Origin of the sequence: Wolbachia endosymbiont of Phyllotreta cruciferae (genome assembly GCF_918697765.1) — a bacterium.
Classification (GTDB): Bacteria; Pseudomonadota; Alphaproteobacteria; order Rickettsiales; family Anaplasmataceae; genus Wolbachia; species Wolbachia pipientis.
On record NZ_OU953855.1, the window covers coordinates 1,362,225 to 1,384,177 of the forward strand.

Annotated in this window: 20 protein-coding genes and 4 pseudogenes; 14 read left to right on the forward strand and 10 right to left on the reverse strand. The window is 35.1% G+C overall.

The window, feature by feature from the left end; genetic code table 11:
* Nucleotides 1–21 precede the first annotated feature (21 nt).
* Nucleotides 22–915, forward strand: a complete 894-nt coding sequence (locus tag NL281_RS06345; RefSeq protein WP_253303185.1) for a Fic family protein — start codon at nucleotides 22–24, stop codon at nucleotides 913–915.
* Here NL281_RS06345 and ltrA (NL281_RS06350) read toward each other — a convergent pair.
* Nucleotides 854–2,641 (reverse strand): group II intron reverse transcriptase/maturase, encoded by a 1,788-nt coding sequence (ltrA, locus tag NL281_RS06350; RefSeq protein ID WP_253302976.1) that lies wholly within the window; start codon nucleotides 2,639–2,641, stop codon nucleotides 854–856. The two genes, NL281_RS06345 and ltrA (NL281_RS06350), sit on opposite strands and share 62 nt — an antisense overlap.
* Before the next feature lie 230 nt (nucleotides 2,642–2,871).
* Entirely contained in the window at nucleotides 2,872–3,003 is a 132-nt protein-coding gene (locus NL281_RS08495) for a hypothetical protein (protein ID WP_256469361.1), read from the reverse strand.
* A 146-nt stretch (nucleotides 3,004–3,149) separates the two neighbouring features.
* Here NL281_RS08495 and NL281_RS06355 point away from each other — a divergent pair.
* From NL281_RS06355 to NL281_RS06365, 3 genes and pseudogenes are all read left to right on the forward strand, one after another.
* Nucleotides 3,150–3,656 (forward strand): annotated as a pseudogene (locus tag NL281_RS06355) (transposase); the annotation flags it as partial.
* Between the two features lie 440 nt (nucleotides 3,657–4,096).
* On the forward strand, nucleotides 4,097–4,624 hold the full coding sequence (locus NL281_RS06360; protein WP_010082469.1) for a c-type cytochrome: 528 nt from the start codon (nucleotides 4,097–4,099) through the stop codon (nucleotides 4,622–4,624).
* Between the two features lies 1 nt (nucleotide 4,625).
* The gene (locus NL281_RS06365; protein ID WP_012673268.1) at nucleotides 4,626–5,387 is read left to right on the forward strand and encodes an alpha/beta hydrolase; all 762 of its coding nucleotides are present in this window, start codon (nucleotides 4,626–4,628) and stop codon (nucleotides 5,385–5,387) included.
* Between the two features lie 175 nt (nucleotides 5,388–5,562).
* On the opposite strand, the gene trpS is transcribed toward NL281_RS06365, so the two are convergent.
* The 4 genes from trpS to rpsP all read right to left on the reverse strand — a co-directional run bounded on the left by trpS (nucleotide 5,563) and on the right by rpsP (nucleotide 8,518).
* Nucleotides 5,563–6,561 (reverse strand): tryptophan--tRNA ligase, encoded by a 999-nt coding sequence (gene trpS / locus NL281_RS06370; protein ID WP_006280207.1) that lies wholly within the window; start codon nucleotides 6,559–6,561, stop codon nucleotides 5,563–5,565.
* 17 nt (nucleotides 6,562–6,578) lie between these two features.
* Entirely contained in the window at nucleotides 6,579–7,148 is a 570-nt protein-coding gene (locus tag NL281_RS06375) for a nucleotide exchange factor GrpE (RefSeq protein WP_253303186.1), read from the reverse strand.
* 61 nt (nucleotides 7,149–7,209) lie between these two features.
* Nucleotides 7,210–8,187, reverse strand: a complete 978-nt coding sequence (locus NL281_RS06380; RefSeq protein WP_253303187.1) for a polyprenyl synthetase family protein — start codon at nucleotides 8,185–8,187, stop codon at nucleotides 7,210–7,212.
* 10 nt (nucleotides 8,188–8,197) lie between these two features.
* A complete protein-coding gene (gene rpsP, locus NL281_RS06385) occupies nucleotides 8,198–8,518 on the reverse strand; it encodes a 30S ribosomal protein S16 (protein WP_006279266.1) in 321 nt (106 codons plus the stop codon).
* 375 nt (nucleotides 8,519–8,893) lie between these two features.
* Here rpsP and NL281_RS06390 point away from each other — a divergent pair, with 375 nt between their 5' ends.
* Nucleotides 8,894–9,850, forward strand: a complete 957-nt coding sequence (locus NL281_RS06390) for an IS5 family transposase (protein ID WP_253303014.1) — start codon at nucleotides 8,894–8,896, stop codon at nucleotides 9,848–9,850.
* Between the two features lie 208 nt (nucleotides 9,851–10,058).
* Here the strand turns inward: NL281_RS06390 and NL281_RS06395 are convergent, their stop codons facing one another.
* Complete coding sequence (locus tag NL281_RS06395) at nucleotides 10,059–10,391, reverse strand: DUF977 family protein (RefSeq protein ID WP_253303188.1); 333 nt, start codon at nucleotides 10,389–10,391, stop codon at nucleotides 10,059–10,061.
* Between the two features lie 254 nt (nucleotides 10,392–10,645).
* Here NL281_RS06395 and NL281_RS08500 point away from each other — a divergent pair, with 254 nt between their 5' ends.
* The 5 genes and pseudogenes from NL281_RS08500 (at nucleotide 10,646) to NL281_RS06415 (ending at nucleotide 14,011) form a co-directional block, all read left to right on the forward strand.
* On the forward strand, nucleotides 10,646–10,777 hold the full coding sequence (locus NL281_RS08500) for a hypothetical protein (protein WP_256469361.1): 132 nt from the start codon (nucleotides 10,646–10,648) through the stop codon (nucleotides 10,775–10,777).
* A gap of 230 nt (nucleotides 10,778–11,007) precedes the next feature.
* The gene (ltrA, locus tag NL281_RS06400) at nucleotides 11,008–12,795 is read left to right on the forward strand and encodes a group II intron reverse transcriptase/maturase (protein ID WP_253302976.1); all 1,788 of its coding nucleotides are present in this window, start codon (nucleotides 11,008–11,010) and stop codon (nucleotides 12,793–12,795) included.
* A 95-nt stretch (nucleotides 12,796–12,890) separates the two neighbouring features.
* Nucleotides 12,891–13,226, forward strand: a pseudogene (locus tag NL281_RS06405) (nuclease/transposase family protein); the annotation flags it as partial.
* Nucleotides 13,227–13,243: 17 nt separating this feature from the next.
* Nucleotides 13,244–13,798 (forward strand): pyrimidine dimer DNA glycosylase/endonuclease V, encoded by a 555-nt coding sequence (locus NL281_RS06410; RefSeq protein WP_253303190.1) that lies wholly within the window; start codon nucleotides 13,244–13,246, stop codon nucleotides 13,796–13,798.
* 21 nt (nucleotides 13,799–13,819) lie between these two features.
* Nucleotides 13,820–14,011 (forward strand): transposase, encoded by a 192-nt coding sequence (locus tag NL281_RS06415; RefSeq protein WP_253303191.1) that lies wholly within the window; start codon nucleotides 13,820–13,822, stop codon nucleotides 14,009–14,011.
* Between the two features lie 84 nt (nucleotides 14,012–14,095).
* Here the strand turns inward: NL281_RS06415 and NL281_RS06420 are convergent, their stop codons facing one another.
* The 3 genes from NL281_RS06420 to NL281_RS06430 form a co-directional block, all read right to left on the reverse strand.
* Entirely contained in the window at nucleotides 14,096–15,442 is a 1,347-nt protein-coding gene (locus NL281_RS06420; RefSeq protein ID WP_253303192.1) for an IS4 family transposase, read from the reverse strand.
* 90 nt (nucleotides 15,443–15,532) lie between these two features.
* Complete coding sequence (locus tag NL281_RS06425) at nucleotides 15,533–16,798, reverse strand: MFS transporter (RefSeq protein WP_370273933.1); 1,266 nt, start codon at nucleotides 16,796–16,798, stop codon at nucleotides 15,533–15,535.
* A gap of 206 nt (nucleotides 16,799–17,004) precedes the next feature.
* On the reverse strand, nucleotides 17,005–17,181 hold the full coding sequence (locus tag NL281_RS06430; protein ID WP_174930852.1) for a hypothetical protein: 177 nt from the start codon (nucleotides 17,179–17,181) through the stop codon (nucleotides 17,005–17,007).
* A 719-nt stretch (nucleotides 17,182–17,900) separates the two neighbouring features.
* Here NL281_RS06430 and NL281_RS08555 point away from each other — a divergent pair.
* The 4 genes and pseudogenes from NL281_RS08555 (at nucleotide 17,901) to NL281_RS06450 (ending at nucleotide 21,941) form a co-directional block, all read left to right on the forward strand.
* Nucleotides 17,901–18,428, forward strand: a complete 528-nt coding sequence (locus NL281_RS08555; protein ID WP_305879713.1) for an ATP-binding protein — start codon at nucleotides 17,901–17,903, stop codon at nucleotides 18,426–18,428.
* Nucleotides 18,429–19,274: 846 nt separating this feature from the next.
* Nucleotides 19,275–20,207: pseudogene (ltrA, locus tag NL281_RS06440) on the forward strand (group II intron reverse transcriptase/maturase).
* A 135-nt stretch (nucleotides 20,208–20,342) separates the two neighbouring features.
* The gene (locus NL281_RS09290; protein ID WP_253303193.1) at nucleotides 20,343–20,597 is read left to right on the forward strand and encodes a hypothetical protein; all 255 of its coding nucleotides are present in this window, start codon (nucleotides 20,343–20,345) and stop codon (nucleotides 20,595–20,597) included.
* A gap of 106 nt (nucleotides 20,598–20,703) precedes the next feature.
* Nucleotides 20,704–21,941, forward strand: a pseudogene (locus NL281_RS06450) (IS4 family transposase).
* Nucleotides 21,942–21,953 lie beyond the last annotated feature (12 nt).

Consider the following 21,953-nt stretch of genomic DNA (forward strand, 5'->3'; position numbering starts at 1 on the left):
TAATTAGATAAAAATACAGATATGTTTGACATTTCAAAAATTGTAATAACACCTGAAATGTTAAAATTAGTTGCTGAAATTGATGAATTTAAAGGAGCATGGCAATTGTTTGGTAATTTAGCTCCAGAACGTTTACAAATGCTCAAGAAAATTGCAACAATTGAAAGTATTGGTTCTTCTACTCGTATTGAAGGGGCAAGATTATCAGACCGTGAAGTTGAGCAATTACTATCCAAACTTGATACACGCTCATTTCGTTCTCTAGATGAACGAGAAATAGCCGGATATGCGTATGTGTGTGAAGAAGTATTTCAAAACTTTAACAAGATGCCATTTACAGAAAACACTATAAAACAGTTTCACATCTGGCTTTTACAATTTTCATATAAAGATCAAAGGCACATGGGAGAATATAAAAAATTCCCCAATCATGTTGAAGCGTTTGATGAATCTGGAAAAAGCTTGGGCATAGTTTTTGAAACAGCCTCTCCATTTGAGACAGCAACACAAATGCAAGAACTTATTTATTGGACTAGCCAGCAATTAGAGGTGAAATCGTTACACCCTCTATTAATTATTGGCATTTTTATAGTTACTTTTTTAGCTATTCATCCCTTCCAGGATGGAAATGGCAGATTATCACGCATTCTCATAACTTTCTTGTTACTAAAGTTAGGGTATATCTATGTACCTTACAGTTCCCTTGAAAGTAATAAGGAGAGTTACTACTTAGCTTTGCGTTGTACTCAACAATCCTGTTGTCTAAGTGAAGAAGGTCGCCCTTCCTCACTCGACTGCAAAACCGTACGTGAGACTTTGCGCCTCATACGGCTTCTCTCTAATTTGGTGCTTTTCATGCACACCTCCTGTGTAATTCATCGTGACAATGTCCATGTAACAAAGATAAGTTTGTGATCATATTGTTTCGTCTATTCCGGTCTTTGTGATGTATTTCTATTGTATCATCACTTTTAAACCATAGTCTACAATTATCGCATTTACTTTGTTGCAACCTCAATAATTTTATTACTCCTAGTGGCTTATCTGGTATTTTTCTCAGACGTTTACCCCAATATACCCAATCACCATCATATGGGGATCTGGTTTTTTGCACTTTGATATGTCGTTTAATAACATGATCGCTGTGTATAGTAAGACGTACCTTGTTACTTGTCATAAAGCGCCAGTTTTCGTTATTATACTTCTTAAAGTACTTTCTTTTTATCCAGCATCTCCCTTTGTTTGGGTGCCTAAAAACTGCCCACTTCCAGAGTTTTCTATGCATAATATTATCCAATGAGCTAAAGATTTTACATGAAACTACCGAGGAGTAATATTGACTCCATCCTCTGTTTATTGGATTGAGATCCTTTATCACACGTTCTTGTGGTGCTCCACGCATTTCTCTGAGTTTATGTTTAATAGCTAGTGTATGCTGTTTTATAGAATTACGACTTGGTTTGATTAATAACTTGTAACCTTTCTTACTTTCTTTTATTGGATATTGTCTTATTGAAAATCCAAGAAAATCAAATCCTGGTTTTGTTTCGTCAATGGTTCTTAATGTATGAGAAACTCTTGTTTTAGAGGGCTTTAATTTTAGTCCAATGGTTTCTAACCATTCTTCAACTAAAATTTTTGCTTTAAGAATAATCTCTTCGTTTTCATGTATGATGACAAAATCATCACAGTAGAAAATTACACTAATAGACTTTTGCGCGTTTCTATGCGATATCCTACCATATTTTCTTTTCATGCATTGAAAGAGTTCGTTTGTTAATGCTTTTTTGACATGTTGCTCTAATCCGTGTAATGCAACACAAGCTAGCAACGGTGAGATCGTCCCTCCTTGAATTGTACCACGTTTTGTGGATTGAAGCTTTCCATCTTCCATAACACCAGCTCCTAACCATCCTTTTATGATTTTCTTTAATGTTGGTGTGGTATTGAGCTTTTCAAGCAATTTATTATGGTTAATATTGTCAAAGCATCCAGAAATATCAGCATCTAATACATATGCTGTTTTCTGTTTTAGCACATCAAATATGGCTTCAATTGCATCATGACATGATCTACCAGGTCTAAAACCATAAGTGTTTGGCTCAAGTTTTGCCTCCCATTCTGGTTCTAAAGCCATTTTTACAAGTGTTTGTTTTGCTCGACACGATATAGTGGGTATACCAAGTGGGCGATGCTCCGATGGCTTACCAGATTTTGGAATCCAGACACGTCTTGATGGCTTTGCTTTTTCTTTTATATCTAAAGAATATGATAGTTGTAATCTTTCTTTTTGATTAAGGTTAGCTTTTCCATCAATACCTGCAGTCTTCTTCCCCCTATTGTCCTGTGTTACTTTCTTAACAGCGAGTGTTTTTGCACTTGTTGATTTGAGTAATAATCTCTGAAGATTATGCATCTTTTTGATATCATTACATTTAGAAGCTTGGTAAATTCGTTTTTGTAGCTTAAATGAAGATTTCTTTAGCTTGCGCCAAGGAATTCCATTCCATTCATACCTAACTTTTTGCTGGTCCATAACATATTCACTACTATTCACCACTTTACCTTCCAAATTAAAGTGTTTACGTCTGCATATCCCAGATATTACTTTGGGCATTAGCTTCTTAAACAATCCTTCCACATAGTAGCTTGTGGCTGGCTACTTACTTATATTTTAATGAATATAAGAGCTTCTATGTGGTTACTCTGTTCCATGGCTTCGTTTCACGTTAAACTTAGATTCCTACTATTTGCCGGAAGCTTGGAACATCAATAACTAAAGTCTTCAATCTTTAGTTCCCTTTTTGCTTCGTACCATTTTGGTCTATGCGTAGTTCAATCTCTTTTCGCATATTATGCTTTGACGACAATTCAAACATAGGTTTCTCTCGTAATCATATCTAACTCTGTTTGCAGGGATTCACCACGAGATTTAGTGTTACCTGCTTTTATCTCATGCTTGCATCCCAGAGGTTGCCACTCTTTGAAATGTGAGATATACATTATCCCTGATGTCTGGGAAGATGGAATTTAACCACCACAAAACCATGACCTTCCAGGTCGCACTGAAGAAAAAAGCCCATCTAGTGTTGAGGTTACCATATGTGCTCAGCGTAAGATAAAACAAGAAAATAGTGGAATAACGCTTCAAAGTGGTACTGCCATCTGGTGAAATTGAAGTGTTAGCTACATCATTAATGGATGAACAAAAGTTTCAAACTGGAGGATTTAAGGAGTTATATTTTTTACGCTGGGGAGTTGAGACATTTTTTGCAAAACTCAAAGGAAGACTAAGTCTAGAAAATTTTACAGGAAAAAGTGTTGAGTCTGTTAAACAGGATTTTTGGTCAGCTATCTTTATTAGCAACCTAGAAAGTGTTATGACAGAAGATGTAGAAGAAGCGTTGAATATGGACTTAACCGATGATAAGCTTAAGAGGAGCATTAACAAATCTGTCTCATTTAACGCGATCAAAAACTTGGCTTTCGACATTTTTGCTACGGAATCAGATACTTACTGCATTATGGATCAATTATCAAAGCTATTTTTGATGAACACTTTGGCGGTAAGAAAGGGAAGGAAAGTTGATCGTCATAAGGTACCTTATCTTCGTTCGTTCAATTACCAAAAAAGGGTTAGAAAACACATATTTTGACTAGAGGTAGTATTCATATCTTCTGATAATAACTGGGTAGCTTATTGCTATAGCTCCTGTAAAATGACTTCTAAACAAACTATTTCTTAAGTAATTTACACTTCAGAGTTTATCTGCTTTAAAGTTTACTCTATTCTGTTTCAATATTTGTCATAAATCCTTAATTATTTCTGACTTTTTAGTTCAGTTTTTAACCATTCTTTCCTTAACTTAATGGCAGTGAACCTCGTCATCCCGCTACTTGTTAGCGGGATCTCTTGTTAGCGGCTGAGATACCGCGAATGAATCGCGGTATGACGGTTCGCGGCGGTATGGACGTAGGAAAACCTTTCTTGGGTCAGCTATAGAGACTCTCATCTTTAGCGAGCTTCAAGGTAATTGGTTGCTATTTGCGAAAATATTCGCATAATTTAAGTAACATTACTTAATAAAAATTAACTATGGAGCTTAATAAGATTGCAGCATCGATTTTACTTTCTGGGCTAATCATTATGATAGTTAGTAATGTAGTTGATATGCTTTACAGTCCAGAAGAATATAAGATTGAACACCAAACGATAGTAGCTGCTGGCAGCAATGAGTTCCAGCAAAAAATCGAGCAAGTGGCGCTTGATATTGGAGCGCTCATGCAGAATGCTAGCTTTGAGAAAGGTAAATCAGCAGCAAAAAAATGTATAGCCTGCCATAGTTTTGAGAAAGGTGGAATGAATAAAGTAGGACCAAACTTATGGAACATAGTTGGAAATAAAAAGGCCCATCTTGGTAACTCATTCAATTACTCAAAAGCAGTGCTTGAAAGAGGTGGAAAATGGGGGTATGAGGAGCTATTTGCCTTTTTAAAGAACCCAAAAGCCTATATAAAAGGTACACGTATGGCATTTGCAGGTATTTCCAATCCACAAGAAATTGCAGATCTAGTTAGTTATTTGCATCAATTGAGTGATAGCCCGGTTGCTTTGCCAAAGTAGTATGGATTATTGTAAATTGTTTGATGGAAATAATGGTCACATAGCATATCGAAAGCTACAAGGAAAGAAAGCTTCTGTAGTTTTTTTCGGTGGATTTGCATCCAATATGGATGGAACTAAAGCAACTGCTATTTACAAATTTTGCCAAGAAAATGACGTAGCACTTGTGCTATTTGATTATTTTGGTCACGGTCATTCAAGTGGTAATTTTATTGATTACACGATAAGTGATTGGCAAAAAAATTGTGCTAAAGTAATGAGTGAATTAACTAGCGATAAACAAATAATTATAGGTTCAAGTATGGGAGGATGGCTGATGTTGCTCACTGCCCTTCAATTTCCAGAAAAAATTGCAGCACTAATTGGTATATCGTCTGCTCCCGATTTTACTGAAGATTTGATATTCAAGCAATTGTCAGGCAAGCAAAAAGAAGAACTAGATTCTAAAGGTGTAATAGATTTTACTTCAGAGCATTGTACATACAAAATAACTAAAAATTTGATCGAAGATGGCAGAAAGAACCTTCTTTTAAACAAAAAGACAATAGATATAAACTGTCCTGTGCGCTTGCTGCATAGCATTAATGATAAAGATGTTCCTTATCAAACTTCATTGAATTTAGCTGAAAAAATTAAGTCAACCGATGTTGAAGTACACTTAATAAAATCAGCAGAGCACAATATGTCTGACAATCATTCACTGGAAGTTTTATTTAAGACCATTAGAGAATTTTGTAACCAGACTGCATTCTGTGATTTTTAGCAAAACACGATTTTTCATTTGAGCTTTCTTCAACTTAAAATAAATACAGAAAATTGCTGCCTATAGCTAAACTGACTTAGATTTACCGACAATTTGAAAAACCGTCATCCCGCTACGTGTTAGCGGCTGAGATACCGCGGCGGTATGACGGTTCGCACCATCACACTTTGGAACCTTACAGATATTGAGCAAATCCAATAATATCCTTGATTTCTTTTATATTATGGGTTGCAATTTCTGCTGCTTTCTTTGTGCCTTTTTTTAATATTTCATGTAAATGGAATTGGTCTTTTAAAAGATCATTCATTTTCTCACGTATGGGTGATATAACACTGATAATTAAATCAGCTAACTCTTTTTTGAAGTGCTTCATGTCATGTTTGTTCACTTCTTCACATACTTTTTCCGCATTTACATTACTAAGCACTGAATAAATGTTTATCAAATTGCTTATTTCTGGTCGGCACTTTAAAGTAGCAAAGCCTAGAATTGAATCTGTTTTTGCTTTTTCTATTTTTTTGACAATTAAGTCATCCGTATCATCAAGGTTAATGCACGAATGTTCTGAAGGATCAGATTTACTCATCTTGCTTGTGCCATCCCTTAAGCTCATTATCCTTGATGTGCAATCCAAAGTTAAGATTTCAGGTACGATGAAATAATCCAGCTTATAATGATTGTTAAAAGCTGATGCAATATCACGTGCAAGCTCCAAATGCTGTTTTTGATCATCACCAACAGGAACGTATTTAGTTTGATACAACAATATATCTGCAGCCATAAGTACTGGATAACTATATAATCCAAGAGAGGCTTTTTGTTTATCGCTGCCAGCTTTATCTTTAAATTGAGTCATGCGATTAAGCCAACCAATTGGTGTATAGCATCCAAGCAGCCAGCCCAGTTCTGCATGACCACTAACTGTGGACTGACTAAAAATAATGGACTTTTCTGTATCTATTCCGCATGCAATATAAGCTGCTGCTGTTTTGAAAATATTACTTTTTAATTCACTTGCGGGAAGCTTATTTGCTGTGATTGCGTGTAGGTCGACAATACAAAAAAGAGATTTGTATTTATCCTGTAAGTCTATCCACTGTTTGATTGCACCAAGATAATTACCTAAATGTAGTACGCCACTTGGCTGGATACCTGAAAAGACAATACTTGTCATTATACATTTACCTCATGCTAATCGCTTCCACAATCAGCAGATTTCTTAGAAAGAATAACCATTGCAGGACGGAGCAACCTATTTTTGATAGTATAACCAGTTTGTAGTACTTCTACAATGGTGCCAGGCTTTTTTTCATTGTCTTCTCTTTCCACAACAGCTTGGTGTAAATTACTATCAAAAAGCTCACCAAGTGGATCTACTTCCTCTATTCCATGTTTTTTTAGATCATTTATAATTTTTTGATAAGCTACTTTAATCCCCTCATGAACAGGATCACCGTCTTTCAAAATTTCCATTACTCTTTTTAAATTGTCGCACGAGTCGATCATATCACGTGCAAGTTTTGTGACTGCGTAGTCACTTGCATCGCTAATTTGCTTTTGCATTATACGTTTGACGTTTTCATTATCTGCAACAGCACGGCGTAAATGATCTTCAAGCTGAACTGCACGTTCTTTTAATGTATTGAGATCTTCATTTAAATCATCAGTTTGCTTATGGTTATCACTTTGTTGGCCGTCACCTTTCTGCCTACTTACCATATCAGCAAACTTCTTCTTTTTCTCCTTACTGCTATCTGACATATCATTACCCTTAAGAATCTAATAAATATATAACAATTAATCTGAAAATATCAAGCGCCAGCTACATTCGTCTTTCTATGCTCGCATTTAAAAAGTTAATTAAAGTAGTTTTATAAAAAGAATCAGAAAAAGTACTAATATCATTTTGTGCCATATTAATGTAGTGTCTAGCTTTTTCCATAGAAAGCTGAATGGCATTATGGTGATTAATATAGTGTAATGCTTGGTCAAAATTGTGTCTAGCTGAAGAAAAGCATTTTTCCCAGAATGTTTGCTCTGCTGGACTGCCCTTTTCGTATGCTATAATAGCAGGTAAGGTGACTTTACCTTCGAAAAAGTCTTTTCCGACTTGTTTTCCAGAAGTGCCTTGATTAGCAGTATAATCGAGCATATCATCAACTATTTGAAATGCCATACCAAAATTAAAACCAAAATTCTTTAGCCTCTCTGTTTCGTCATTTGTTGCACCAGATACTGTTGATGCAGCTTCACAGCATGCAGAAAATAAAGATGCTGTCTTTTCTCCAATGATATCAAAATAATTTTCCCTGACTGTGTGGGGGTCAAAGCGTGCTGTCATCTGCTTTATTTCACCCTTCACAAGTAAATGCGATGCTTTAGATAAAATAGAGAGAATATTTAAATTTCCACACTCTATAAGCCATCTAAATGCTAGAGTCAACAATAGATCACCAACTAAAATGCTTGATTTATTCCCCCAAATCTTATTCGCTGTTTTAACTCCATGGCGTGCCTCACTTTCATCGAGCACATCATCATGAAGTAAAGTAGCATTGTGTATAAACTCTACCGATGCAGCAACGTTGATCCTATTCTTCCCAGAATAGTTTAGCATTTTACATATAATAAAAACTAGTTTAGGCCTTATTTTTTTTCCACCTGACCTAACAAGATGAGATATAATATCAGTAGCAAGCTTAGCATCTTCATCATTGACATTTTTGAAGACAAAGTCATTCATAGCTGACAAATCAGAAGATACAATATCGTCTAATTTATCGCTGTTTGTTATTAGCATTTTAAAAGACTTATGCTTCTTGCCCTTGTGCTTTCTCGTTCTCTACTTTCTTCTTTTCTGTTTTCTTTGGTTCTGTTTCTAAAGTTACTATGCCTTTTTTGATAAACCACAGTACTCTTTCAGTTGCCTGCGCGCCTACACTTAGCCAATGTTTTAATCTATCAGCTTTCACCACAACACGATTTTTATTGTCTTTTGGTAACATTGGATCATATTGTCCTATTTTCTCAATAAAACGCCCATCTCTTGGTGCTCGTGAATCAGCTACAACTATCCTATAAAAAGGGCGTTTCTTTGCGCCAAACCTCGCCAACCTTATTTTAACTGCCATGTTAACCTTTATTCATATATTAGCCACAATTTTATACAATGAGCCGTTTTAAGTCAAATGAATTATACAACTTTTGCACCTTATAATATAATTACCAATAATGTAGGGCAGTGCCGGGCGCACAGCTATACGAACATTCATTTTTGAAGGTAAATTGCACAGCAAATGGTGTCATTCCAGTGCTTGACACTGGAATCCAGCCTTTTTTTAATCATTAAAACGTTGTATTTTAACATAAAACGGCTACTTTTATGCTTACCAACTTAATAAAATTCCTGGATCCCAGTGGGCTTTGTTGCATCGCTCAAGTGAAAAGAACTGGCAGTTACTGACAAAATTCATTATAAATAGCCATTTAACTGTTGAAGAAAAAATATGCCACAAAAAATGAGAGTCAGTAACTGCCATGAATATAACAAATTTCTCCAAGAAAGAGGAAGCATTTTTTGTTATATCAATGACGCCATAGAAAATTGGTACGAGAATTGTCCAAAAATGCAGGGCGGCAACTATATTTATAGTGATAAAGTTGTGATTTTGGTGCATATAATCGTCAGTTTCTTTAGAATTGGTTTAAGACAAACAGTCGGGTTTATAAAAGGGTATTTGCAACAAATAGGAAGAGATTTGGCAGTTATCAGCTATTCACAAGCATCAAGAAGGTTTAAGAAACTTAATATTAAGATAAATGATTGCAGAATTGATAAAAATAATATGGAAGATATCGAAATTGCTATAGACAGTACAGGAATTAGTATATACAACAACACTCCTGGTCACAGCAAGGAAAATAGCACTGACAGAAAATATCGTGGCTATGAGCAAACGAGAAAATTGCACGTAATGTTGAATATAAACAACAAAAAAGCCATAGCTGTAAAATACAGTAACGGTGTCTACTCTGATCACTATGGAGCTTGTGATTTGCTAAAAGAAGTTGATTTTCAGCATGCCATAAAAGCACTATATGCAGATAGAGCATGTGATAGGCACAAGTTTTATAAGTTGTGTAACAAATATGATATAAAGACAAAAATTCCACCAATAAACAATGCGGCAGAACATCCAGAAATAGATTATATGTCTGACAGGAATGCTGCTATTAGGTTAATAAAATTATACGGTGAAGATGGCATGAAAGAATGGAAAAAAGAAGTAAATTATGGGAAAAGATCTTATATTGAAGGGTTTTTCTCAAGATTAAAGCAAATATTCGGATTTAGTTTTAGGAATAAATCTGAGATAAATCGAGAAAAAGAACTGCTAATCAAATGCTATTTGCTTAATAAATTCACTGATATTGGTATGGCTAAATTTGAGATAGTTACATGAATTTACCATAAATCACCATCTCATAAAGTGTGATGCAACAAAGCCATCCCAGTGTCTGGGCACTGGGATGACAGGAGAAGGCACTGGGATGACAAGAATAGGGCACTGGGATCTAGTGGGCTCAAACTACAATGTTTGTACAGCTGTGATCTATATTCTATAGCTGAATAATTTAACAATTCAAAATGAATACATATCCTATTGAGCTCTATATTACATACCAGGTTGCTTTGCCTTTTCCATGCTGAGTGATGTGATTACTCTTTACGAGATTAGATACGTGCTTCTTTAAGGTATTGCAGTTTGCTTTAGTAATATTTTCCAAATCCTTAATTGTAAGACGTCCATGTTTGCTGAGTAGTGCTAATACTTTAGCAGAAAGTAGTGGTAAATAGAGATTTAACACTTTTTCATGTGACACCTTTTGTTCAAGATGAAATTTTTGCTTTTGTAGTGACCTTAAAAAGAATATAAGCCATGGATTAAAATCCTTACTATTACCCACAAATATAAATGTTTGTTGCATAGCTCTTAATGGCATAACTTTTGCTTGAAATAACTGTTTATATGGTGCAATTTACAGCTTTTAGTTGCTAAAATTATAACTCTTAGTTTAATAATTTTAATCTAATAAGCTTTCAGGTTAATAAAATTAAATTATTTGAGTAAATACAATACTATGTTTTTATTTGTGGGTAATAGTAAGATTAAAATCATAGCTGCTCGTCTTCAGTGCGACCTGGAAGGTCATGGTTTTGTGGTGGTTAAATTCCATCTTCCCAGACATCAGGGATAATGTATATCTCACATTTCAAAGAGTGGCAACCTCTGGGATGCAAGCATGAGATAAAAGCAGGTAACACTAAATCTCGTGGTGAATCCCTGCAAACAGAGTTAGATATGATTACGAGAGAAACCTATGTTTGAATTGTCGTCAAAGCATAATATGCGAAAAGAGATTGAACTACGCATAGACCAAAATGGTACGAAGCAAAAAGGGAACTAAAGATTGAAGACTTTAGTTATTGATGTTCCAAGCTTCCGGCAAATAGTAGGAATCTAAGTTTAACGTGAAACGAAGCCATGGAACAGAGTAACCACATAGAAGCTCTTATATTCATTAAAATATAAGTAAGTAGCCAGCCACAAGCTACTATGTGGAAGGATTGTTTAAGAAGCTAATGCCCAAAGTAATATCTGGGATATGCAGACGTAAACACTTTAATTTGGAAGGTAAAGTGGTGAATAGTAGTGAATATGTTATGGACCAGCAAAAAGTTAGGTATGAATGGAATGGAATTCCTTGGCGCAAGCTAAAGAAATCTTCATTTAAGCTACAAAAACGAATTTACCAAGCTTCTAAATGTAATGATATCAAAAAGATGCATAATCTTCAGAGATTATTACTCAAATCAACAAGTGCAAAAACACTCGCTGTTAAGAAAGTAACACAGGACAATAGGGGGAAGAAGACTGCAGGTATTGATGGAAAAGCTAACCTTAATCAAAAAGAAAGATTACAACTATCATATTCTTTAGATATAAAAGAAAAAGCAAAGCCATCAAGACGTGTCTGGATTCCAAAATCTGGTAAGCCATCGGAGCATCGCCCACTTGGTATACCCACTATATCGTGTCGAGCAAAACAAACACTTGTAAAAATGGCTTTAGAACCAGAATGGGAGGCAAAACTTGAGCCAAACACTTATGGTTTTAGACCTGGTAGATCATGTCATGATGCAATTGAAGCCATATTTGATGTGCTAAAACAGAAAACAGCATATGTATTAGATGCTGATATTTCTGGATGCTTTGACAATATTAACCATAATAAATTGCTTGAAAAGCTCAATACCACACCAACATTAAAGAAAATCATAAAAGGATGGTTAGGAGCTGGTGTTATGGAAGATGGAAAGCTTCAATCCACAAAACGTGGTACAATTCAAGGAGGGACGATCTCACCGTTGCTAGCTTGTGTTGCATTACACGGATTAGAGCAACATGTCAAAAAAGCATTAACAAACGAACTCTTTCAATGCATGAAAAGAAAATATGGTAGGATATCGCATAGAAACGCGCAAAAGTCTATTAGTGTAATTTTCTACTGTGATGATTTTGTCATCATACATGAAAACGAAGAGATTATTCTTAAAGCAAAAATTTTAGTTGAAGAATGGTTAGAAACCATTGGACTAAAATTAAAGCCCTCTAAAACAAGAGTTTCTCATACATTAAGAACCATTGACGAAACAAAACCAGGATTTGATTTTCTTGGATTTTCAATAAGACAATATCCAATAAAAGAAAGTAAGAAAGGTTACAAGTTATTAATCAAACCAAGTCGTAATTCTATAAAACAGCATACACTAGCTATTAAACATAAACTCAGAGAAATGCGTGGAGCACCACAAGAACGTGTGATAAAGGATCTCAATCCAATAAACAGAGGATGGAGTCAATATTACTCCTCGGTAGTTTCATGTAAAATCTTTAGCTCATTGGATAATATTATGCATAGAAAACTCTGGAAGTGGGCAGTTTTTAGGCACCCAAACAAAGGGAGATGCTGGATAAAAAGAAAGTACTTTAAGAAGTATAATAACGAAAACTGGCGCTTTATGACAAGTAACAAGGTACGTCTTACTATACACAGCGATCATGTTATTAAACGACATATCAAAGTGCAAAAAACCAGATCCCCATATGATGGTGATTGGGTATATTGGGGTAAACGTCTGAGAAAAATACCAGATAAGCCACTAGGAGTAATAAAATTATTGAGGTTGCAACAAAGTAAATGCGATAATTGTAGACTATGGTTTAAAAGTGATGATACAATAGAAATACATCACAAAGACCGGAATAGACGAAACAATATGATCACAAACTTATCTTTGTTACATGGACATTGTCACGATGAATTACACAGGAGGTGTGCATGAAAAGCACCAAATTAGAGAGAAGCCGTATGAGGCGCAAAGTCTCACGTACGGTTTTGCAGTCGAGTGAGGAAGGGCGACCTTCTTCACTTAGACAACAGTATGCAGAAGATACTACAGATGAAGACCTAAAAGATATTGCAGAAAAATCGCCAATAATAAAGCTAGCATACGATGAGTTAGACAAGTTTCGCTGGAATGAGAAAGATCTGATAGCGTACGAAGAAAGGATAATGGATTTGCGGAAAGAAGAAGGCATCCTCGCTCAAAAACTTGATGATGCTACTGAAAAAGGCATCCTTATCGGACATGAAAAAGGCAGAAAAGCAGAGAAAATTGAGGTCGCAAAGAATCTACTAAAAGCAGGTGTTTCTATTGATATTATAGCTCAAACTACTGGTCTTACAGTTAACGAAGTTAAAGACTTAAGCTAATTCTATCTTTGGGTGTGATGAACATCTTTGTACTAGATGAAAACCCAGCAATTGCGGCGCAAATGTTATGTGATAAGCATATAGTAAAAATGCCATTAGAAACTGCTCAATTATTAAGTAATGTTTTTTCAATAGCATTAAAAGCGCCAAATCCTTTTGTCAGTACCACAGATCAGAATATAGCAGTTCCATATAAACTCACTCACAGCAATCATCCTTGTTCTTTATGGGCTAGGCAATCGAAAGGGAACTTTTGTTGGTTGATAGAGTACGGAAGAGAATTATGTAAAGAGTACACTTGGCGATACAAAAGGAAGCATAAATCAGAGGAAATAATAAATTGGTGTGATAGTAATAAGGATTTACTCATTTTTCGATCAACTGATATGCAAGCTTTTATACAAGCACTGCCGGATCAGTATAAATGCAGCAGTGCTGTGGAAGCTTATAGGAGATATTATCTCAAGGAAAAGATGAGATTTGCTAAGTGGGAAAATGGCAGAGAAGCACCAGATTGGATAATCTGCTACACAATACCCTTACTTTTACCCACAAATGTAAAAAGTGAGTAAGCTAAATAATTTAGGATCAAAATGATAGAAACAAGTACAAGCGTGCAATATACAGATGGCTTAGGGGATAAATGGCTGGAAAGAGAGTTAAAACACATTAATTTGGGAGATAAAAGGCTTATAAAAACAAGTTATTGCATAGAGGGTAAGGCATCTGGTTCAATTAATCAAAGCTGTAGTCTTACTTTTACCCACAATTTTGAGAGGTTATGATGTGAAGCATAACAATGCTCTCCTTAAGGTTTTCATAGCCCCGCCATAGAGTCATAGACCCTGGTAAATTATCACTTTTTCTATTCATAAATCACCCAATTTTCCTAACCAAATAATAGCTTGTTTTATGTTTGGAGGTTCTTCGGGTAATGTTGCTACCCGATACTCACGCATGTAAAGGACCTTCCACTCTTCGTTGCTTAAAATTTTAGTACAAATTTCCATGGGATTTGATAAAGCCACTTTTGTCAAATATAAAATTTTAAACGCGATTATACTTTTTATAGCAATTAACTTCTGTAATCTTTCTTTTGTAGCTAAGCGGGAGCTTTCTATCTTACATCCTGATTTTAAAATCCTAAAATACTCTTCAATTTTCCACCTTAGCTTATACCAATTTATCTTTTCTATGGCATCTAAAGTATTATTAATCGGTACATTAGTTAGTAGAGTCCAGTCGATAGCTTCCAATCCATCAGGAGGATTTGTTTCTTTTGCACTTACCACATATACAGGGATTTTATCACTTATTTTATGTATTGTATCTTTTGACCCATAAATGGAAGAAGATCTGATAGGTATATAGCCTTTCATATACTTAACTTCAATATTAGCTTTCCTTGATCTCTGGTTTCCACCTTTAGTAACTTCTAGAGAAATTTTCTTTTTTACTGGCAGTTGAGTGATGCGTGTTTGCAAATCTGTTTTTCCGACTTCAGTACAGATAAATCTTCTATTAGCTCGATTGCGGATTACATAAAAACTACCTAACGTCTCAGCCACCCATAAAAATTTGAAGATGTCTGCTTCCCTATCACCAAGGGTAACAAGTTGTACATTTGGAGGAAGGTTGTTTATAGTTTCTTTAAGAGCTGTTATCCACTTATAACTTTCTTTTTCTTCTATGGAGGTACGGTATTTTCTGTTTGCTTTTTCTTGTGCCGTTTCTTCTTCCCTAATAGAACGCGCCCAACATTGTTGGGAAGATAGACCTAAAGGTAATCCGTCTCTGCTGACTATTAAGGCACTATGCAACAGTAAACCCATTTTATGCTTTGTATAAGCTTTAGAAATACTGCCTAGTCTCTTGGTCTTTATATGAGAGTCAAAATCCAAATAACTTGTATCTTGAACTGAAAAGACCAACTGGTTTCCTTTTATTCTTTCCTTAGTTTCTTTATAATGGGAAGAATAAATTTCCTTATCTTCAAGCTTTTCATTGCTAAATAATCTATATGCACCCTTAGCTTCTTTCCACCCACTACAGCTTTGATTAATTGAACCAGATGCCTTACCCTCTATGCAATAACTTGTTTTTATAAGCCTTTTATTAAGCCTTTTATCTCCCAAATTAATGTGTTTTAACTCTCTTTCCAGCCATTTATCCCCTAAGCCATCTGTATATTGCACGCTTGTACTTGTTTCTATCATTTTGATCCTAAATTATTTAGCTTACTCACTTTTTACATTTGTGGGTAAAAGTAAGTTTTCAACTTAGGAGAATACACACTTAAGAGAAAACTAAGACCAATCAAATTTCTTATCTTGCGGTTTTATTTGCAATATTGCTACCACACTGACCAACAAGCAGAAGACTATATAAAGCCCAGCAGCAAGGTTTGTTTGAGGAAATGTTACAGTCAACCAAATACAAACCATAGGAGTAAATCCTCCATGTAACGCATAAGAGATATTGCGTGATAAGCTCACACCACTAAATCTAACATTGGTAGGAAAGAGTTCAGATGCAACTATTCCTATGGGAACTATACCTCTTTCTATTATAGAGAGAATCATTACGCTCAACGCAATCACAAGATAATTTTTGTAGTAATATGAAATAGATAACGCAGGACAACACAGTGCCATTGTAATTGCTATAAATAAGATTGCAGTGCGCTCTTTTCCAACTTTATCAGCCAACATTCCAAACGCTATTGAAGATATCGGCATTAATACACTGGTTATAATCAATACAATTTCGTTGATATATGTTGTTACATAAACATCCACTGATGCTATTTCCTTTGCGAGAGTTCGAAGAAATATGGTAAATCCAACAGCAACATTAACAGGTACAGATATTAAAATAGCAAGTATAAGAGCTCTCTTGTGGCGTTTTATAAGCTCTATTATTGGCAAATCAGGTAAATTTCTTTGTTTTCGATTTTTTTCATATGCTGGAGTTTCTCCCAATGTGTATATGCTATACGCGCTAATTAATCCTAAAATAGCTGAGAAAATAAATGGCAATCTCCAACCCCAGGTACAAAAATCAGTAGTTTTTTTGCAGATAATCACTATCACCGCAGAAAGCAAGACGCCAATGGAGCGACCAAAACCCATCATTCCAAAATACATCCCTAAGTTCTCTTTCCTACTGGATAAATGCTCTATAAGATAAACAGAACTTCCTTGTTCACCACCAAGTGCAATTCCTTGTGTTATATGGATTGCAAGAAGCAATATAGTAGAAATTATACCTACTTGATTGTGACTTGGAATAAATGCAATGAGACTTGATGGTATCGATATTAGCAAGATAGTAATTATTAATGCTATCCTCCTTCCATACCTGTCACCAACGTGACCAAATATGAATGCACCAAGTGGCCTTACAATTGCACCTAGCCCTACAATTCCAAATAATTGCAGTATGTTACTGTAGACATCTTTTGCAAAACAAAACTCTCTGCTGATTATGTTAATCAAATCAATAAAAAGCATGTAGTCATACCATATTGCGATTCTGCAGAGTATGGTTGATATCAACACCCTTGTTTGCACTAAATTCAATTCGTAAATGTTTGCTTATTCTATTCTGGCTGCTTTTTGGGATTTTACAACCTAAACATATGGAGTTGACTTTTTTATTATGGTGTGTGATAATTGCAATGAATATAGCTTATTTAGCAGCACTTATAGCAGCAGCTATAATAAAAATAGCAGCAGTAATACTTTGTGCTATAATGTGTATAAGCATTTTCTTTATATTATTTAAGGGAAAAAGAACACTTAGATTCAAAAGGATTTCTATCTCTTCTGAAAACAGTAGGTGTAATTTCTATAATACTATCAATTATATCTCTCCCACTTATTATATTAAGCCTTACTACTCCGTCACCTCTGGTAGTAGGTATAGTAGGTGGTATCGTTGGTGCTATTTCCATAATACCATTAATAGTAGCTTACATTTTGCTTGTGGCTATATCGAATATCTTTATTACCAAGTCTTTATAAATTTGAGCTAATGTTACTGTCTTCATTTCTTCTTGGTTGTAATATTGCTGAAAGTTATCTATTTCCATAGGTATAACATATAATCTGATTTTATAAGATATTCTACCGGGATTAAAATATCGTAAATCTTAGGCGTTATAAACAAAATTTACAGGAAAAATAAGATGATACTACTCAAAAAGGCAAACAAGACGGTATTTTTCTGGCATAAGTTAGCGTTCAGCTTTACCTTTCCTTGCAAGACATTTTAGAGCTATTATGTCTTACTTCTTGAAGATACAAGTTAGCGTTTTTAACCCGAATTCTGGATTGGAGATTAAAAAAAACAAGAATATCAATAGCTTATTGTTTTAGCATTTACGATAAAGCAGTAAGCATTTTAAGACTAGTTACTAATTTAGTAAAATTCAAGACTTTCAATAATTTACCTAAAATCTAATCCAGAATTCGGGTTAATAATAAAATCTTGTTTTTTGAAAATGAATTTGGTAAACTTTAAAGATGTATGTGACGATATGGTGATATATTGTTTTTAGTATTTAATAAATTAAAGTACGTACTTGATAATTTTTCTGAACGCTCTAATCAAGCTAAAATAGGTAAGCTAGATAAAATTATTCTTAGTTTAAAATTGGTATAAGGTATTAAGATGAAAAAAATTGAAATTTCAGAATTACTAAAAAGAATTTCAATCTGTTTACTATGCGTGGCAACTATTATCTCTATCGCTTTTTTGTTTGCCTATATGCATACGATGTTGCTTAGTAAAGGGTATGAGTTAGCTGCACATTATGTTAGTGAAGCTATGCCTTGTGTGTTACTTGTCGTTCTCCTTTTTATTGTTTGGTTTGTATATGATCAAGTATTCAGCAAACTAAAGGAAGTAGAGCTGCCTATATCAATAGAATTAGCTAATTCAGATGATAAAAGAATAACATTTGCTGATGCTATAATTGATGACTCCTTAAGACAACGGTTGCAGATGATTTGCTGTGACCAAATGACAGAAGAAATGCGCAAGCTGTTTGGAAATAAAAGTATTAATTCACTAAGAGGTTACATATTATATGGCCCTCCTGGAAATGGTAAAACACTTATCGCTCGTGCAATTGCAGGTGAATCAAATATGAATTTCATAAGCATCTCAGGTCCTGAACTTACAATGGCGTCAACTTAAGGAAAAATATCAGCGATAGTGTATAAAATTTCTCTCTAAATTTTTTATCATTAAATTATCCAAAGAATGCAATAAACAGCACTTTTGTTTCTGTTTTATTTCAACAAAGAAGTCTAAAATGTGTCCTTTTTAGGTGAAACATGCGTGCGCCAAGCAAAGTGCGTAAAGTCCAGTTGGTGAAAATCCAACCCAGGCAAAGCCTAGCCAGCAGGCTGGAACAAACCACTATGCTGCGTAAGGTAACGAGCGTAGTAAAGCTAGTGGAATGGACAACACAGGGTACAACGAAAGTGAAGGTATTGAGTCCCGAAATTCTCGATGTCATAGAGGTCGACACGTTGCATATAGTGGAAGACAGCAAGAAGGGTAACAATAGGGCAAGTTATCACTCACTCTATCGGGATCTGAGGCCGTATCACGTGTTGAGATGGAGTTTACGTAAACTTGGGAGATCCTTTGTATTCCTATTAAGGTACGTTGGAACAAGTCAACAAAGGCGAGTACTGACGGAAGATATAAAGGAAGTCGGACTGATTGATAGTACTCAGAGTGTGGGAAAGCCACATACAAGGGGAAGCGGTCAGCAATATAGTGACTGGTTTAGGAATTGCTATGCCAATACAACGGAGGTTGGAATAACGTGCAAAGAAAACTAAATCAGATAGCAGTAAGAGCCAGGCAAGATAAACGATTGAAATTTAATCGTTAATTCATCTGATAAACGCAGAGAATCTTGCTGAATGTTATAAAGAGCTAAAGCATAACAAAGCATGCGGTATAGACCAGGTGACAGTAGAAGCTTATGGAGAAAATCTTGAAGAGAAGCTCAACACTCTGGTGGATAGTATGAAAAGAAAGCGATATCAACCGCAACCAGTGAAAAGAGTATATATACCAAAAGCTGGAAGCAAAGAGAAACGCGGGCTTGGAGTACCGTCTACAGAAGATAAGTTAGTCCAGATAATGCTGAAGAAGATATTAGAAAATATTTATGAAGCTAACTTTCTGGATAACTCATATGGTTTTCGTCCTGGTAGAAGCTGTCATCAAGCGGTAAATGCACTAAATAAAGCAGTTATGTACAGACCAACTAACTATGTAGTAGAAGTTGATATCAAGAAATTCTTTGATAATGTCCAGCACAAATGGCTAATGAGATGCTTGAGAGAACGGATAACAGACCCAAACATACTGTGGTTAGTAAAACGATTTCTTAAGGCAGGAGTAGTCGAAGCAGGACATTATGAAGCAACTGAACTAGGCACACCTCAGGGGGGAATAGTAAGTCCTATACTAGCTAATATATAGTTGCATTATGTGCTGGATTTGTGGTTTGAAAAGAAATTCAAGCTAAGATCTAAAGGTTATATGGAGCTAGTTAGGTATGCAGACGATCACCTGATTTGCTGCGAAAGAGAAAAAGATGCTAGAGAACTCTTAGAGTCACTGAAACAAAGGCTAGGAAAATTTGGACTGGAAATATCTGAAGACAAAACAAGAATAGTAAAGTTTGGCAAAAAGGAGTGGCAACAAGGAATAAGGGAGAAACGAAAAACGGAAAGTTTCAACTTTCTAGGATTCACCCATTATGGTACAAGGAGTCGTAAAGGTAGAGTAATGGTAGGTCATAAAACCTCGAAAGAAAATCTATCTAGAAAACTTAAAGAAATCAAAGAATGGGTGAAAAAGATCCGAAATAAAGTTCACCTTAAAGACTTACTATTACCCACAAATATAAATGTTTGTTGCATAGCTCTTAATGGCATAACTTTTGCTTGAAATAACTGTTTATATGGTGCAATTTACAGCTTTTAGTTGCTAAAATTATAACTCTTAGTTTAATAATTTTAATCTAATAAGCTTTCAGGTTAATAAAATTAAATTATTTGAGTAAATACAATACTATGTTTTTATTTGTGGGTAATAGTAAGCCTTAAAGATTGGTGGTCAATACTTAAAGCAAAACTAACAGGACACTATAACTACTTCGGAGTTAGCGGAAATTACCGGTGGTTGAATAAATTCTTCTGGCGGGTAATCAAGCTAGCGTATAAATGGATAAACCGACGTAGTCAGAAGAAGAGTATGAATTCAAAGCAATTTATACACTATCTACAAGTTAATCCATTACCAAAACCAAGAATATGCTACTCATTATATACAAAATAGGAAATGCTGTGAATACTACATTGTGGAGCCGTGTGCGGGAAAGCTGCAAGCACGGTTCTGGTGGGGGAGTCATAGCGATAAAACTTAATCAGGAGGATTTAAAACTATGACTTCTACCAAACAAAAAGGAGAAAATCTTATTCTACAAATTAAAAATATAATATACTCGAAAGCTTTTCAGAGAATCCATTGTGTTGAGTTTTACACGAACAAGAAAACTTCCTTTTTCGACAGTATTTTCTATGATTTTAAAGTTAGTTAAAAAAAGTTTGGGAATAGAATGTGAACTTATGGAGCCATTGACATGTACCCTCAAAGCAAGCTTTTTCTAAAGCAAGATATAAGATTTGTCATACAGGTTTTAAAGAATTTAAGCATCCAAACAGCCTATCAAGATGAGCCTGAGTTGGAGAGGCTATAGGCTTATTGCAGCAGATGGTTCTGGTATTCGATTACCGAGCTCTGAAGAAATTGTATCCGAGTTTGGCCGTTTTAAACCAAATGGAACAACAGGTATAATGCCACCATTGGCAATTTGTTTGTTGATTTGTGTACTTCGCTGATTTGTAGTGCTCGTCTTGCGGCTTGGAATATAGGTGAACAAACGTTGGCGGAAGAGCAATTACCCGAAGTTATCACTCAAATGCGTTCATTAAATCAAAAGAAATTATTATTTATCTATGATCGTCTTCAGTAAAATTCATTCAGCAGCATTATGATTTGGAAGTAGATTTTATTTTTCGCTTGCAAAAAAGAAATTATAGCAAGCTATGGGAACGAATTGCATCTGGAGAATTAGATTTCGATTTTATATTAGAAAATGAAAAGCTAAAAAATAAAATGAAAGGACAGAAAGTAAGAGTAATAGTGCTGACATTAGCCAACGGAGAAACAGAGGTATTGGTTACTTCACTTTTTGATCGAGAAAAATTTACTTTGGAAGATATCAGCAAAGCTTATGTATTAAGGTGGCATATAGAGGAGTGCTATAAACGACTCAAAATAGGTGCAGAGTTAGAGAATTTTTCTGGCGTAAATTTAGAGGCTGTATTACAAGAATTTTGGGCAAACTTAGTCATGTGTAATATATTGTCGCTTCATATGTGTGATGCACAAGGGCCTTGGAATCCAGATCAAATTGCTGAGTATCGTTTAAATTTTTCGGTTTTATTTGGTGTAATGAGGCAGAAACTCTATCAGGTACTTATTGCGCCAAAAAACTTTCAAGCCCTTTTTGATAGAGCAAGTATACGCGCTAAAGTTAAAATCCGACCGGGACGATTGTATAGCCGCGATAAGGTAGATAAGCCCAAACGCCATCATGTCTTTAGGAGAGTTTGCTAATGAAAGTTCTTA